Origin of the sequence: Desulfosporosinus sp. HMP52 (assembly GCF_000765145.1) — a bacterium.
Taxonomy (GTDB): domain Bacteria; phylum Bacillota; class Desulfitobacteriia; order Desulfitobacteriales; family Desulfitobacteriaceae; genus Desulfosporosinus.
The window spans coordinates 20,155-34,518 of sequence record NZ_JMGA01000020.1 but is presented as its reverse complement, the minus strand read 5'-3'; the positions used below and the strand labels follow the sequence as shown (position 1 = coordinate 34,518).

Below are 14,364 nucleotides of genomic sequence, written 5' to 3'. Positions count from 1 at the left end.
CCTTACCCAAGGAGTTTCTCTAACCGGTCTACAAGCTCTGAGAAAACTCCCAGCGCATTTCGTACTGGGGCGGGAGTCTCCATATCCACTCCTGCTTTTCTTAATAATTCGATGGGATAGTCTGAACTTCCGCCACTTAAAAACTCTAGATACCTAGCCACCGCAGGCTCCCCTTCCTCTAAAATGGCCCGAGCAAAGGCAATCGCCGCGGAGAAACCGGTTGCGTATTTATAGACGTAAAAGGCATTATAAAAATGAGGTATACGTGCCCATTCTAAAGCGATCTCTGGATCTAATATTACGTCGTTACCATAGTATGCCATATTTAAATCACGATACATTTCCGAGAGACTATCGGCAGTTAAAGCTCCCCCCTCCTCGACTACTGAGTGTATCTTTTTCTCAAATTCAGCGAACATCGTCTGCCTGAAAATAGTACCTCGAAATTGTTCCAAATAGTGGTTTACTAAATAGGCCAATATTTTGGTGTCTTTGGTTTCTTTTAAAAGATGTTCCATGATCAATGATTCATTAAGGGTAGAGGCTACCTCAGCCACAAAAATTTTATATCCGGCATAAAGATGAGGTTGACTGCGGTTGGAAAGATAAGTATGCAGTGAATGCCCCATCTCATGAGCGAGGGTAAACATTGAATCGAGTGTATCTTGATGATTAAGTAATACGTAGGGATGAGAACGATAGGTACCCCAAGAATAAGCTCCACTAGTTTTCCCTTCATTTTCATAAACATCAACCCAACTCTTGGAGAACCCTTCTTCAAGAATACTTATGTAATCCTTACCTAATGGCTTCAAACCAGCAATAACCATACTTTTAGCTTCATCATAGGTTATTTTCATAGTTGTTTCAGGTACGATAGGTACATATATATCATACATATGTAATTCACTAAGTTTCAAAGCCTTTTTGCGCAGTTGCACATATCTATGCATCTGAGGCAAGAACTCATGAACCGTATTGATAAGAGAATCATAAACTTTTAAGGGAACCCGATCATCGTCTAAAGAAGCTTCTAATGCCGAAGGATAGTGCCGCGCTTTGGCGTAGAAAACATCAGACTTTATACTGGAATTTAAGGTTGCGGCCCAAGTATTCCGTTGCTTAGCATAAGTACCATAAAGTGTCTGGAATGCTTCCTTGCGAACCTCCTGTTTTTGACTCTCCATAAATTGGATAAAGTTTCCTTTAGTTAATTCAATAGAGTCTCCGGATTCATCTGTTATATTTGGAAACTTTAAATCCGCATTATTAGCCATTGTGAAAATTGCTCCCGGTGCCTCTGCCAATTCACCAACTTCAGCTAATAATCTTTCCTCTGCTGAACTAAGAATATGTTCTTTCTTACGAAGAATGTCATCCAAGGCATGGTTATATAGTTCCATTTTAGGTGAAGTTGCGCGGAACTCTTCCAGCTTTCCCTTAGGCATGGCTAATAATTCCGGCACTACAAAAGAGACTGCACTGCTGACCTTGACAGCTAGAGCACTGGCGCGATCGGTTAGGGCTTGATAATTTGCATTACGATTATCCTCATCACGCCTCATACGTGCATAAGAGTATACTTCTTCTAAACGAAGACTCAGATCGTCCATCCACTCGAAACAGGAGATAAGATTATCCGTATTATCTGCTAAATGCCCTTCAAATTTTTTCCCCTCTCCCAATAATTTCTCAATCTGAGAAAACTCTTCTTCCCATTTGCTAATATCTAAAAAGATATCCTCTAACCGCCATTTATGAGCCTCTGAGATTTCTGTTCTAGACTTTAGTCGTTGCTGATCCACAAATAGTAACCTCCTTTAGTAATAATTACCTTTATTATTATATACATCCTAACTGTAAATTACTATTTTCTAGAGACTTTGAAAATTACCCTTAAACACAGCGAAACAGGCAGCGTACGTTCCACTGCCTGCTCCACCTTGTCCACTATCCCCTTGGAAGGTTCCCCAACCTTCCAAGTTATATTTTACTCGATCATTGCGACCTATGCAAGTATATTGCTATTTGCTTTCGACGATAACTTGCCGTTAATCTCTATCTGTATTATGATAGTAGGAAAATACTCAATATTCATCAATCCTTTACATAATATGGCAGAATTGTAGCTCCTATACCTAGGCTCTATAAGATTCTGACTCATCTTTAAATGATGGGACAGTTTTTTTTATACCTGCACTTATTATCTAGCTGCGATAACAATCCAACAAACCCTCAAAGATTCAAATCAGACAATTAACCTAGAGATTTGGCTACTGCTAATATCTCTTTATATTTAGGAAGGAGATAGACATGCAAAAAATTGGTTTTTTAGGTCCAAAGGGAAGTTTTTCAGAGGAGGCTATACTTTTATTTTTAGCTGCTCACCCTGATTTAACAGCAACAGCCCCAGATCTGATCCCATTTTCAACGATACCCAAATTACTATTTGCCTGCAATGATCATGAAATCGACTGGGCTTTTGTCCCTTTAGAGAATTCGACAGAAGGTCAAGTAGGCGTAACAATGGATACGCTGGGACAAACTGAGCACCTCTTTATTACCCATGAATTTATCCATCCAATTGACCAATGTCTCTTAGCACACGAATCTATGCCACTTGAACAAATCGAACGAATTTATTCTCATGAGCAAGCGATCGGGCAATGCAGGGATTTCCTAGAGAATCATCTGCCTAATGCTCAGCAAATCACTTGTCTTAGTACTGCGGAAGCGGCCCATAGAATATCTTCCATCCGAGAAAATTGGGCGGCTATCGGTCCGCGTCGAGCAGCCCGTCTCTATAATTTGCATATTCTCAAAGAATGTATCCAAGATGCTACCTTAAACGCCACTCGTTTCGTGATGGTTGGTCATAACCTTGCGGAAATGTCCGACGGCGATGATAAAACCTCACTATTGGTGATTGCCGAAAACACTCCGGGCTCTTTATATCGAATATTAGGGGAATTTGCCAAACGACATATTAATTTAAGTCGTATAGAATCTCGTCCCTCAAAACGTATACTTGGAGAATATGTTTTCTTTGTTGATGTCGACGGCTATGTCTTTGCTCCCCCCATTCAAGATGTACTTTGGGCATTTAAAGAAGAACACATATCGGTTAAACTTCTTGGTTCCTACCCCAAAGCACACCCCCAAGAGAGAACTTTTTAAGGAGTGAGGATAATCCTCACTCCTTAATCATATAACTTTTAAATATAACTTTAGATAGACTCTACTTATCGATAAACATTTTGGTAATCAACTCGCTAATTTCTTCAGGCGAGCATGATCTGGCTTTTTTCTCGGGCTTCTTATCCAAACCTTGTAAACCTATGGGGATTTCCCATCCTGTTAATTGACTTAAGCCTTCCAGCGCTTCCCACTCATTTGAGCAAGTTGATTTTGGATCCTTTGCCAAAGCTCGAATTACATTTGAAGAAAACTTAAAAGGACTTGCAGTGGAAGCAATAACTGTGAATGTTTGATCCTTGGTTGCGGTAAGATAATCATCATAGACTTTCATCGCAACTGCAGTATGGGGATCAAAGACATATCCATACTCTTCATAACTGCTAGCAATTGTATTAAGAGTCTCTTCTTCATTAGCCCATCCAGCATAAACAGTGTCTTGGCATTCTTTCAAAGTAGCGGAATCAACCTTAAATTCCCCTCGATTGCTTGCATCATACCATGACTGAATTTTTTCCGAATCCCGTCCACTCATTTCAAATAGAAAACGCTCAAAGTTGCTGGAGATTAAGATATCCATTGAAGGGGATATGGTTTGAAAAAATGGCCGTTGACTCTGATATACACCGGTTTTAAAGAAATCTGCCAGAACATTATTGGAATTCGAAGCACAAATAATACGGTTGATGGGCAACCCCATGCGTTTAGCATAGTAAGCAGCCTGTAAGTTGCCAAAATTCCCGGTAGGGACTACAACATTTATTTTACTCTCCGGAGTAACCTTACCTTGTTTGACAGCCTGTAAGTATGCCCAGTAATAGTATACTATCTGCGGCAAAAGCCGACCCCAGTTAATAGAATTAGCGGAGGAGAAAATCAACTTATTCTCTTGCAGCTGAGTCTTCAAAGTATCGGAAGCAAAAATCTTTTTAACAGCTGTCTGACACTGATCGAAGTTACCTCCAACCACACCCACAACATGAGTATTTAAACCTTCAGTCGTAGTCATTTGACGCTCTTGAACCGGGCTTACACCGCCCGCAGGATAGAAGACAACAATGTGCATTCCTTCTCTGTTTTTGAACCCTTCTAAGGCAGCTTTACCAGTATCCCCAGATGTAGCCACAAGAATTAAGACGTCCTCTTCTCGGTTAAACTGTTTAAGACTCGTTTTTAATAAGTCTGGCAATACTTGCAAAGCCATGTCTTTAAATGCTGCAGTCGGTCCATGCCAAAGTTCCAGTACTCCCAAACTTCCTACGGGAACTAAAGGTGCCGGATCTTCTCCAGCAAATCGACCGTCAGAATAAACTTTGATAATTTCCGCAACTGCTTCCTCAGAGAAATCCGATAAATATGGCATCATAACACGTTTAGCGACCTCACCATATGTTAACCCCTGAAGGTCTTGCCAATTCAAGTTGGGAAACGTCGAAGGAACAAAAAGTCCCCCGCCTGGTACCATTCCTAATGTGATAGCTTGTGACGCTGTTTGACCGTAAAGATTACCCCGTGTGCTTTCGTACAATCCATTTCCCTCCTTGACCCCATTAACTCGATTAATTATTTACATTCTATTTGCTGTATATTCGCCTTATAAGAATAAATTTCCTTCTTAGTAGTTCAAAGTATATCTAGTCTAAAAATTTACTCGACTTTTGAAGGAAACTTCTAATTTATTGTTGAATACCTCTTAAGAAAATCCGCTGATTTCAGAAAGGAGCGCAGAAATGTCAGATTACTCAATCCGTAAATATCGTCAAACTCTTATTATTGGACTCATCGGAGTTGTTAAAGAACTCTTTCCCGGTGAACAACTTAAAATTTCTCACTCTATCCTGGATGGTGTATACTGTGAACTTGAAAACTCCGTACTCTCTTCCAGGGAAATCCAGACTATTGAGGATCATTTAAAAGTTTGGGTAGAGTCAGATCAAACAATCTCCTATCAAACCTGTAATGACCATCTATATCATTGCCAAGTTGATCTGGATTTGATCACCACAATCTATCCTCCTCTGGAACGGTCCGGGTCTTTAAAACATTTCAAGTTGATACATTTTTTGCCTGGGTTTATCATTCTCTTTCCTAACGTAAACCATCCTGAATCACTGTCTCCCTTTATTCCACCAGAAAAACTATCTGCGACATTTTCAGAAACCCAAAGATGGCTTGAAAACTTACACCTTTCTTATGTTCATGATGTGAATGCTATTATTTCAAGTAAGTCTTCTCAAGACCTGATCTATTTGGCAGAAGCTTTGCACGAAAAGACGATTTCTTCAATTGCCGACCGAATCTTTAGCCAACGTTCTAAAGTAAGAGTTATCCTTATTTCCGGCCCTACATCTTCCGGAAAAACAACCTTCGCTCAGCGATTGTCCACCCAATTACGTGTTAACGGTCTCCGCCCAGTTGCTTTATCCCTCGATAATTACTTCTTACCCCGGGATAAGACCCCAGTGGACAGTAACGGTCAATACGATTTTGAGTGCTTAGAAGCTCTGGATTTACCTCTCCTGGCCGATCAATTAAACGCCTTAATCGGAGGATCTGAAGTAGAAACTCCACTCTTCGATTTCGTTTGTGGCGGGAGATGTCAAACGGGAAGAACCATGCGCTTGGGTTCTGATGAGATTCTTGTAATTGAAGGAATTCATGCTCTTAACCCAGCATTACTCCCTTCACTGGACCGTTCACAAATGTTTAAGATATATGTCAGCGCCCTATTCCAGCTCAATATTGATGCTTATACGCGAGTTTCTACGACTGAAGTTCGACTCATACGCCGTCTTGTCAGGGACAATCAATTTCGAGGAACTGAACCCGCTCGAACACTAGCACAATGGGATAGTGTTCGTCGAGGAGAAAATAATAACATCTTTCCCTATCAGGAAGAAGCAGATGTTATGTTTAACTCCAGCCTCTTGTATGAACTAAATGCCTTACGCCCATATGCAGAGCATTTATTAGTCTCAATTACTCCGGAATGCCCAGACTATGAAATGGCTGTTCACCTTTTAACTCTGTTATCCTTTTTTGAAGTCTTAGATATTTCTACGGTTCCGTTTAACTCTATTTTAAGAGAGTTTTTAGGCGGAAGCGCCTATAATGTATAACTGCCACATTCTAACCACCCGGCTATTCAGAAAATAGGCTAACTTTATATAATTGTACGATAAAGTGCGAAGAGATGATGCTCTTCGCACTTTATTAGGAAATTAGCTTTTTGCTATTTGTCACTGGCAAGCTTACCAGCCTTTGCGTAATTTTCTTTTAGCATATCCCGAATAATAATCGAGATATTTTCTGGCGCCGCTCCAGTTGACTCGATAATTGCCTGGGTAACTTTTTCTACTAGTAATCGTTTTTGATCAAGTGTGCGTCCTTCTAATAAATCAATTTGTACAAATGGCAATGTTTTTCCCTCCAGATAATTTTAATCACTAATTTTATCGTGTTTTGAAACCAATAAAGCCGAAAAAGAAAGCCCCCGGCGCTCTGCCAGTTGATAAATGTGTTCCGGCTCTTTTATCAACTGGCACTTTTCTGTTCTAAGGCACCTTTTTATAGCATGCTCCAATCTTAAAGCTTCACTCCACGTCCCAACTTCCCAAGCTTGGGCTAAAGTAACCGGTAGATGTGAAGAAGTGTATTTTGCACCTTTCCTACCGGAAGAACCTCGGTTGTGTTCTTTTATCCTGCGGTCTAAATCTGTGGTTGCGCCAGTATAAAGTGTGTTATTCCCACACCTTACCAGGTATACCCAATAACCCATACTCTACTCCTTAGGCCAAAACTCAAGAACAGGACGACTAGGAAGTAAACTGAGTTCAAAACACAAGCCTAAATATTTATTTAATCCACACTCCAGTGAGCTATCTAAACCATAGTTAAACTGGGCAAAATATCCGGCCCAGAAACCATGTGTCCCTCCAAGCATGGTTTGACAGGTCAAGATAACATCCTCCATATTACAGAGTGCCTTAACTTTTGCCTCTATAAGCAGTTTATGGATGATCTTGATTTCTTGCGCTCGCTCAGATAAGAGTAATTTGGGAAATGCCCACACTGCATACGTCATAGAACAACCGGTAAATTTCAACCACTCTTCGCCTAAATCATAGATATAACAGTCGGGCTGAAGTAAAGCCGCTTGAATGGCTGCATCTCCGATAAGGAGTGCTGCATCAGCAACTAAAAACATTTCTTGGAGATTTGAAGACATGGTCAAATACTGAGGTATTACTCCATAATAATGATGGAGTATAATCTTCGTCAAATTTACAGAAGTTGCCGAAGCGTCGGTTAAGGCAATTGTCAAGCCATCTAAATCATTTAAAGGTACTTTAGAGAACAAGATAATTGATCCAACTCGTCCTTTTGTAGAAACCGAGAGATTGGGTAATATAGCGTAATCCTTCCAATGCTCACCGTAGGAGAATGCGCTTATGGGTGCCATATCTATCTCCCCGGCAGCTAACATGGCATTATGCCCTGTTGGTTCAGCTATAACCGCTTCTATTAAAGGATGGTTCTTATCTAAGAAATGGAACATGGGCAACATATTTGTATTTGGGTTATGCCCGATGCGAATCATGCTTATACCCCCATGTATGAGATCATTTTTTAACAGTATTGCGCAATTCCCCGATTCCTTGAATCTTTACAACAACTTCATCTCCGGGGCGAACAGGGCCTACTCCCTCAGGTGTGCCAGTAAGTACTACGTCGCCAGGATTAAGTGTCATAACTTGAGATATAAAGCTTATAAGTTTAGGAACTGGGGTTATGAAATTCTGAGTATTTGAAGATTGCTTAGTTTCTCCATTTAGGATTGACTGAATATCTAACTGACTGGAGTCTAAATCAGTTACAACCCAGGGGCCGAGGGGACAAAATGTGTCAAAGGATTTCGATCGGGTCCATTGACCATCCTTTTTTTGCAGATCTCTGGCTGTGACATCATTGGCACAGGTATAACCAAAAATTGCTTCTAGAGCTTCTATTTCAGTAGCTTCCTTTATAGATTTCCCAATGACAACAGCCAATTCAGCCTCATAGTCTACTTGTTGGCTGATTTTCGGATAAACGATCTCAGCGTCCGGGCCGATAACACTAGTTTTAGGTTTTAGAAAAATAACCGGATCATCCGGTAATAAATGTTCCAACTCTTTGGCATGCAAAGCATAGTTTAGTCCAACACATACTACTTTACTTGGCTCTACAGGGGCAAGCAAGGCTACCTCATCAATAGATAACATAGTACCTGTAGGCTTACTAAGAGGATTTAAGAATGATCCATCCAGAACCTGCACTTTTTCTTCTTCAAGGATTCCATATCCAATCCCACTTTTACTGCGAAAACGAACATATTTCATAAGAATCAATCCTCTCTAATTTTCTGGGAAACCAAACCGTCCTCTTCCCGGTGCATCTTGCAATACTCAGAAACCGGGCATACCTCACATCCCGGCTTTCGAGCGTTGCAAATTCTCCTTCCATGGAAAATAAGAAGATGGTGAAGCAATGACCATTTGTCTCGCGGAAAGAGCACCATTAGATCGTCTTCAACTTTTTCAGGGGTTTTGCCAGTTGAGAGACCCAAGCGATGGGCTACTCTGAATACATGAGTATCAACTGCAATTGATGGGATTCCAAAGGCATTGCTGACAACGACATTAGCTGTTTTTCGTCCTACACCGGGAAGCATCTTAAGTAACTCCACATCCCCAGGTACCTGTCCCTGAAAGTTTTCAACTAGAACTTGGCAGGCAGCAAGAATATTCTTAGCTTTATTGTGGTAAAGGCCCAAAGAGCGAATTTTGTTTTCGAGCTTGGCTAGCCCTAAGTCTAGAACCCCTTGGGGGGTATTTGCTTCTGCAAATAGAGAAGCAGTGACAAGATTGACTCTTTCGTCTGTGCATTGTGCAGATAAGATTGTTGCAATTAAAAGTTCGAAGGGCGTGTTGTACTCTAACTCGCAGTGTGCATCAGGAAATCTCTCCTGCAAAGCATTAAAAATCAACATCGAAACCGGCTCTTTTGAACCAATCTTTGCCATGCTGTTACCTCCGCAACTAGCTTAAGACTTCCTCAATAAAGATTGTACGTTTTCCCACCATATTGTACTCTTTGACTACATTTGAGCCAAATTCAGACTCATCAAAAACACGTACAATCGGTCTAGCAGGCATACTTAGATTTTGATCGACTACGACCCCAATCTCGCCTGTATTGAGTCGTACTGTAACTCCTGTGGGATATGCGGCAATATTCTTTAAAAAAACTCTAATCATTTCCAAGGGATATAATACCCCAGCAAGACCCATAAGTATTTCACAAGCCTCGTGGGGCATAATTCGTTTAACATTACTGTGATCTGAAGTCAGCTTGTCGTAAAGATCTGCAATAGCTACAATTTGGGCCAGTGGATGTATTTCGCCCTCTTTCAAGCGTCGGGGATAGCCTGTTCCATTGACATGTTCATGATGCTGAAAAGCGATGTGGGCGACAACTAGATTAAGATCTTTTCGTTTTCTAAGATCTTCAAATCCCAAGATAGTATGTGTTTTAAGAACTTCAATTTCTTCTTCTGTTAAATTTACTTTTGATATAAGCTGTGGATCAAGATGAATCTTTCCAAAATCATGCATTATTGCACCAATAGCTAAGGTCTCTAGTTTTTCTCGGTCAAGCATTAAGGCCTTACCAAGAATAGTCGAAAGGACACATACGTTGACAGAATGGGCAAACATCTGGTTGTCTAGGCTGCGCATATCCATCATATTGACTAGTATATCCTTTTTAAATAAGATCTCTTCGACAATTTTATTGATAATTTTTTTTAGGTCAAACCCATCCAAATCTTTGCCTAACCGTACCGACCTTGTACTTTTCTCAAGAATTTCCATAGCCTCACGGCGATGCTCTTCGCTAATAACATCTTCTACAACTACATCGTCAAAACGATCATCTTCAATATAAAGTATGGAAATTCCCATATCCCTTAATTTCGCAATATACAACGGAGTAAGTTTAACACCTTTACCTAACAGGACTCTTCCTGTGCTGGAGAAGATTGTCTTGCCTAATATGTCACCCATCTTTAACGAATTAACACTTACTTGCCGCACTTATAGGTCTGCTCCTTCCTATGGAAGCATAGTTTTCAACCCAACAATACAATCCTACACTATTTTCAACATTTTTCCCAGTCCTCAATGCGAATGTATAATGACTGAAACGAATATTGGGAGTATACTATAAAAGCAATTTCGTAAATGAGGTAAAAACAATGCTTTTTGATCTAACTATAATCTGCACTCTTGGTTTTTTTGCGGCGATGGTTGATGCAATTGCCGGTGGAGGTGGGCTTATTAGTTTACCCGCTTTGCTTATGGTGGGTATACCCCCTCACTTGGCACTAGGGACTAATAAATTTTCTGCTTCTTTAGCTTCTTTAAATAGTTCCATTACCTTTGCTCGTTCAGGAAAAGTTCACCTTCCGCTGGTCAAATGGCAAATCCCCTTTACATTATTTGGTGCTGCTCTTGGCGCTTGGGCAGTGCTTCGTGTCAGTTCAGATTTTTTGAATAAGGCTGTTCTTGTCTTAATACTTGTAGTAGGAATTTATACCTTTGTCCATAAAAACCTTGGAATGGAGAATAGGTTTAAGGGACTAACTCCCTTCAACACAAGTATTGGCTGTCTATTCGCCCTTATCTTAGGCTTCTATGACGGTTTTTTTGGTCCGGGAACAGGCTCCTTCCTGATTTTTTCGTTCATCGCACTATTTGGATTTGATTTTGTTATTGCTTCTGCAAATTCTAAAGTTCTAAATTTCACTAGTAATATCTCATCCCTTTTCCTATTTGCTTGGAATGGTAAAGTTCTCTATTCCTATGGTGTTCCAATGGCAGTATTCATGATTCTAGGTTCCTATGTCGGCACGAGGCTTGCTATTCATCGAGGTGCAGCACTTGTGAAACCTTTGTTTATTATAATGTCTCTTTTAGTCGCTGCAAAATTAATTTTTCAGTATATATAGGTAATGCTAAAAACAAAGACTTATTGGGTTCTCTAACGAAGTAGGAGGGTAAAACAACGTCAACAAGAAATGGCTGTTCCAGAATTGAATTATATTCAGCTGTGCATGAGATCTTCTTGAAGAAATAAACTAAACGGTATATTGAGAAGTAGAAAAGACTCCCGATAAGTGTAGTGCTTATCAGGAGTCTTTCAAATAATAAAAAGTTCACTTGGGATCCATGTCCCAAGACTCGGGGCCTCTTGGATAACCTTGAGGCTTTTGGAGTTTTGGGTGAGTATTATCAGCTATTCCAAACAAACGCACTCTAAGCCAGTTTGTGCCTGTACGAGCACTTATTAGTAGATATCCTTGAGTATCATTTCTAAACCGAAAATCAAGGATTCCATAGGATACCGTGGCATCTTGTCCTCGGAGGACATAAGACACCGGCAACGAATGAGTATGTTTTTCGACTATTGCCAGGTTAGCTTGGCGAACTGCTTGATAAAGCGTACTTGAGTCTTGGCAAATACCCCCACCTATTTCTTTGATCATTGACCGATCCACAAAAACTATGGCTGGAGAATAACCTGAAGCCGCTGTACGCTCTCCCACTATTTCATTAAAGGAAAACACACCACCCGGAGGGATTAAACGATTATTTAAGGCCATGGCAGCCAAACGGACGTTATTAGTACGCTGTTCTTCATGTGGGTTAAAAAATGTCGAGTAGTCCCCCAAAACATCTTCAATTTTAGCTATATCATAAGTGCTTGGCTGAGGCTGAACCATATCAACAACTGCTTCCACTTGTTCTTGCTCATGTTCTTGGGAAAGTTTCAGCCAGGTTGCCTCAATATTAACTTCTATTCCAGTTGAACCACTGGTTCTTTTCAATTGACCATCTACAAACTCTATTGTAGCAATACGCGCAGGTTGATTGATTCTTTGGCTAAATTCTCTTATCTGTGCAATACCTTCTTCTTGATTCAAACTTAGATCGCCCATTCGGAGAACATTTAAAGGACGAGTAAGATTTTGAAGAACATCTATAATCCATGATCCTGTTGTTGGAGGATAGACGAGATCTAACCATTGTTCAATCTCAACATTAGTCCTTTCCCACTTTAAAGGATATACTTCTTCTTCATACGTAATAGCATCTGGTAGCTTTTCTCTTATTTGAGCAGATACTTGCTCTCTACTCAAATAAGAAATATCTTGGCCCCAAATGAATAGGCCAGAAGGTGCCTGATCTCGCGTTTTGCCATAAGAAACAACGGCTCCAAACCCTAGTGTAACACATAGTTGCAGCAATAAGACTAAGATAAGTAACCTTGTTTTTTTCATAGTTGTTATTTCTCATTATTCTTTCCTTAGTTTTTTTGCAAATGAGAAGTAACTTCCATCAATGTACTTCTCGTAGTAATATGAGTTACCATTTCGGGTGTAATGAATTCACCGGCATGTAAGATATCAGCGTTGTCCAAAATTATGTCTTTGTCTACTTTTTTCCCGATAAAATATTGGAGTTGTCTCTGCTCAAAAAGATTAAAATCGGTTTCACGTTCTTCAGGGATATCTACCTTTTCAAATGTATCTGGTTGAGGGTCTACTTCCTCAACAGGCTCTTGATTAGTATCTTCCAGAATTTGGTTGTTAATAGCTTGATCTTCCATAACTTCATCTTCTTTAAATATGCCTGATGTTACGGTTGAATTTAATAATTCATCGTTTAGTTCAAAGCTCCCCAGTGCAGCAACGGGGGTAGATTCTTCTTCGATAATTAGCAACTCTTTCCCGAGGGTAATTATCTTTTCAGCCTGGATTTCTTGCATCTCTCCATCGGACTCAAACAGACAGGAAGCGATGCGGCCAGTTTCCTCATTGATAATTACTTCTCTCACCTCGCCAATGAGTTGACCCTTTTTAGTTAAAACTTTTGTTCCAATTACTCGAATATCCTGCTTTAATAAGTTTTGAATCTCTGAATTTTGAGCGACATCTTGTATGACATCCTGATTGGGAATGGTAATTGCAAACTCTCCAACACCTAACAGATCTGTATAAGAAATAACTTTTGCTCCAAAATAGTCCGAAGGTTGATCAATAATTAAAAAATCCAAGGATTTTCCCTGAGGGTTAAGAACTAAATCTTTTACAACTCCAATTTGAGTCCCATCTGAAATACTTATAACTCGTAAGCCAATTATAACTTTTGTTGCTTTCACAGGCTAATGCCCCCTAATCATTAAATATTTGTTTACTAAGATTCTCTTTGATTACCCATGAATCAAAGAGACGCCGAAGTTCCGGATCAAACTGTGCTAAATATGTCCTAACATAATTGTTTAATTCTATCAAGGAACACTCACTGTCCCCGACATTATTTAACAGCCAATAACTATCCATTATTAGACACAAGGCTAAATCCGGTGCTGGATTCAGTGCTAAAGCATTAAGGAAATAAAGGGACGCCTGATTGAAATTTCCCGATTGCTTTTCACTAAATCCTAAATCAATAAGTTCATCAATAGAGAAACCATTTATTTCTGACTCATTAGTACTTTCGTAAAATATATCATCTATTATAGTCTCACCTGATAATGTTTCTTCTACTATTATTTTTTCTACTACTGTTTTTTCTACTACTGTATTTTCTACTATTGCTTCTTCTACTATTGTTTCTTCCACTATTGTTTCTTCCACTATTGCCTCTTCTACTATTGCTTCTTCTACTATTGCTTCTTCTACTATTGCTTCTTCTACTATTGCTTCTTCTACTATTGCTTCTTCTGTAATCGGATCGTTTCCGCCAAATACTTTATAGTTTTTGATTTTACTAATTAATTTAATTTTGGGCCATATTGTCCCTGAAATTATCAAAACTAGCACCGATAAAATCCACAATGCTATTAGGCCTGAGCGAAGCGCATAAGGAAACATTAAGACAGCACAACTTAACAGAACAGAAATCAAAAATGCTCTCATTCTGGTCAATCCTAACATCTTCGCTTGCCAAATTAAAAACGCAATAAATGGAATACTTACTAAAACAACAGTAATATTATATGTCAGAACATGGGTCCCCCCCTTATTTTAATTCAGTGTTTGTTTAAAAATTCGACAGAAGTCCT

Annotated in this window: 14 protein-coding genes; 3 read left to right on the top strand and 11 right to left on the bottom strand. The window is 39.7% G+C overall.

Annotated elements, in window-relative coordinates:
• Positions 1 to 2: 2 nt before the first annotated feature.
• On the bottom strand, positions 3 to 1,805 hold the full coding sequence (pepF, locus tag DP73_RS08720; RefSeq protein ID WP_034598901.1) for an oligoendopeptidase F: 1,803 nt from the start codon (positions 1,803 to 1,805) through the stop codon (positions 3 to 5).
• Between the two features lie 508 nt (positions 1,806 to 2,313).
• Here pepF and pheA point away from each other — a divergent pair.
• Positions 2,314 to 3,177 carry a prephenate dehydratase gene (gene pheA, locus DP73_RS08715; protein ID WP_034598900.1) on the top strand — a complete coding sequence of 288 codons (864 nt, stop codon included), beginning with the start codon at positions 2,314 to 2,316 and terminating at the stop codon, positions 3,175 to 3,177.
• A gap of 61 nt (positions 3,178 to 3,238) precedes the next feature.
• Here pheA and thrC read toward each other — a convergent pair whose 3' ends face one another.
• On the bottom strand, positions 3,239 to 4,723 hold the full coding sequence (gene thrC / locus DP73_RS08710; RefSeq protein WP_034598899.1) for a threonine synthase: 1,485 nt from the start codon (positions 4,721 to 4,723) through the stop codon (positions 3,239 to 3,241).
• Positions 4,724 to 4,925: 202 nt separating this feature from the next.
• Here thrC and DP73_RS08705 point away from each other — a divergent pair, with 202 nt between their 5' ends.
• Entirely contained in the window at positions 4,926 to 6,314 is a 1,389-nt protein-coding gene (locus DP73_RS08705; protein WP_034598898.1) for a nucleoside kinase, read from the top strand.
• Between the two features lie 113 nt (positions 6,315 to 6,427).
• Here DP73_RS08705 and DP73_RS08700 read toward each other — a convergent pair whose 3' ends face one another.
• The 6 genes from DP73_RS08700 to DP73_RS08675 are packed head-to-tail and all read right to left on the bottom strand — an operon-like array spanning position 6,428 to position 10,331.
• Entirely contained in the window at positions 6,428 to 6,613 is a 186-nt protein-coding gene (locus DP73_RS08700) for a 2-hydroxymuconate tautomerase (RefSeq protein ID WP_034598897.1), read from the bottom strand.
• 21 nt (positions 6,614 to 6,634) lie between these two features.
• Positions 6,635 to 6,973: a GIY-YIG nuclease family protein gene (locus DP73_RS08695; protein ID WP_034598896.1), complete on the bottom strand. Its 339-nt coding sequence runs from the start codon at positions 6,971 to 6,973 to the stop codon at positions 6,635 to 6,637.
• Between the two features lie 3 nt (positions 6,974 to 6,976).
• The gene (locus tag DP73_RS08690) at positions 6,977 to 7,795 is read right to left on the bottom strand and encodes a menaquinone biosynthesis protein (protein ID WP_034598895.1); all 819 of its coding nucleotides are present in this window, start codon (positions 7,793 to 7,795) and stop codon (positions 6,977 to 6,979) included.
• A 22-nt stretch (positions 7,796 to 7,817) separates the two neighbouring features.
• A complete protein-coding gene (locus DP73_RS08685) occupies positions 7,818 to 8,576 on the bottom strand; it encodes a fumarylacetoacetate hydrolase family protein (RefSeq protein WP_034598893.1) in 759 nt (252 codons plus the stop codon).
• Positions 8,577 to 8,581: 5 nt separating this feature from the next.
• Positions 8,582 to 9,259 carry an endonuclease III gene (gene nth, locus DP73_RS08680; protein WP_034598892.1) on the bottom strand — a complete coding sequence of 226 codons (678 nt, stop codon included), beginning with the start codon at positions 9,257 to 9,259 and terminating at the stop codon, positions 8,582 to 8,584.
• 16 nt (positions 9,260 to 9,275) lie between these two features.
• Complete coding sequence (locus DP73_RS08675; RefSeq protein ID WP_034598891.1) at positions 9,276 to 10,331, bottom strand: HD-GYP domain-containing protein; 1,056 nt, start codon at positions 10,329 to 10,331, stop codon at positions 9,276 to 9,278.
• A 161-nt stretch (positions 10,332 to 10,492) separates the two neighbouring features.
• On the opposite strand from DP73_RS08675, the gene DP73_RS08670 reads away from it, so the two are divergent.
• Complete coding sequence (locus DP73_RS08670) at positions 10,493 to 11,245, top strand: TSUP family transporter (RefSeq protein WP_034598890.1); 753 nt, start codon at positions 10,493 to 10,495, stop codon at positions 11,243 to 11,245.
• Between the two features lie 207 nt (positions 11,246 to 11,452).
• On the opposite strand, the gene DP73_RS08665 is transcribed toward DP73_RS08670, so the two are convergent.
• Genes DP73_RS08665 through DP73_RS23410 form a run of 3 tightly spaced genes read right to left on the bottom strand, consistent with a single transcriptional unit; the run spans position 11,453 to position 14,218 of the window.
• Positions 11,453 to 12,577 carry a VanW family protein gene (locus DP73_RS08665; protein WP_034598888.1) on the bottom strand — a complete coding sequence of 375 codons (1,125 nt, stop codon included), beginning with the start codon at positions 12,575 to 12,577 and terminating at the stop codon, positions 11,453 to 11,455.
• A gap of 26 nt (positions 12,578 to 12,603) precedes the next feature.
• Positions 12,604 to 13,458, bottom strand: a complete 855-nt coding sequence (locus DP73_RS08660; protein WP_034598887.1) for a PRC-barrel domain-containing protein — start codon at positions 13,456 to 13,458, stop codon at positions 12,604 to 12,606.
• Positions 13,459 to 13,471: 13 nt separating this feature from the next.
• Positions 13,472 to 14,218: a hypothetical protein gene (locus tag DP73_RS23410; protein ID WP_034598886.1), complete on the bottom strand. Its 747-nt coding sequence runs from the start codon at positions 14,216 to 14,218 to the stop codon at positions 13,472 to 13,474.
• Between the last annotated feature and the right edge of the window lie 146 nt (positions 14,219 to 14,364).

Bases quoted from the DNA above. Each gene is read 5' to 3' on its own strand.
- pheA (WP_034598900.1), top strand. From the start codon at position 2,314: ATGCAAAAAATTGGTTTTTTAGGTCCAAAGGGAAGTTTTTCAGAGGAG.
- DP73_RS08705 (WP_034598898.1), top strand. From the start codon at position 4,926: ATGTCAGATTACTCAATCCGTAAATATCGTCAAACTCTTATTATTGGA.
- DP73_RS08695 (WP_034598896.1), bottom strand. From the start codon at position 6,973: ATGGGTTATTGGGTATACCTGGTAAGGTGTGGGAATAACACACTTTAT.
- DP73_RS08690 (WP_034598895.1), bottom strand. From the start codon at position 7,795: ATGATTCGCATCGGGCATAACCCAAATACAAATATGTTGCCCATGTTC.
- DP73_RS08685 (WP_034598893.1), bottom strand. From the start codon at position 8,576: ATGAAATATGTTCGTTTTCGCAGTAAAAGTGGGATTGGATATGGAATC.
- nth (WP_034598892.1), bottom strand. From the start codon at position 9,259: ATGGCAAAGATTGGTTCAAAAGAGCCGGTTTCGATGTTGATTTTTAAT.
- DP73_RS08670 (WP_034598890.1), top strand. From the start codon at position 10,493: ATGCTTTTTGATCTAACTATAATCTGCACTCTTGGTTTTTTTGCGGCG.
- DP73_RS08665 (WP_034598888.1), bottom strand. From the start codon at position 12,577: ATGAAAAAAACAAGGTTACTTATCTTAGTCTTATTGCTGCAACTATGT.
- DP73_RS23410 (WP_034598886.1), bottom strand. From the start codon at position 14,218: ATGAGAGCATTTTTGATTTCTGTTCTGTTAAGTTGTGCTGTCTTAATG.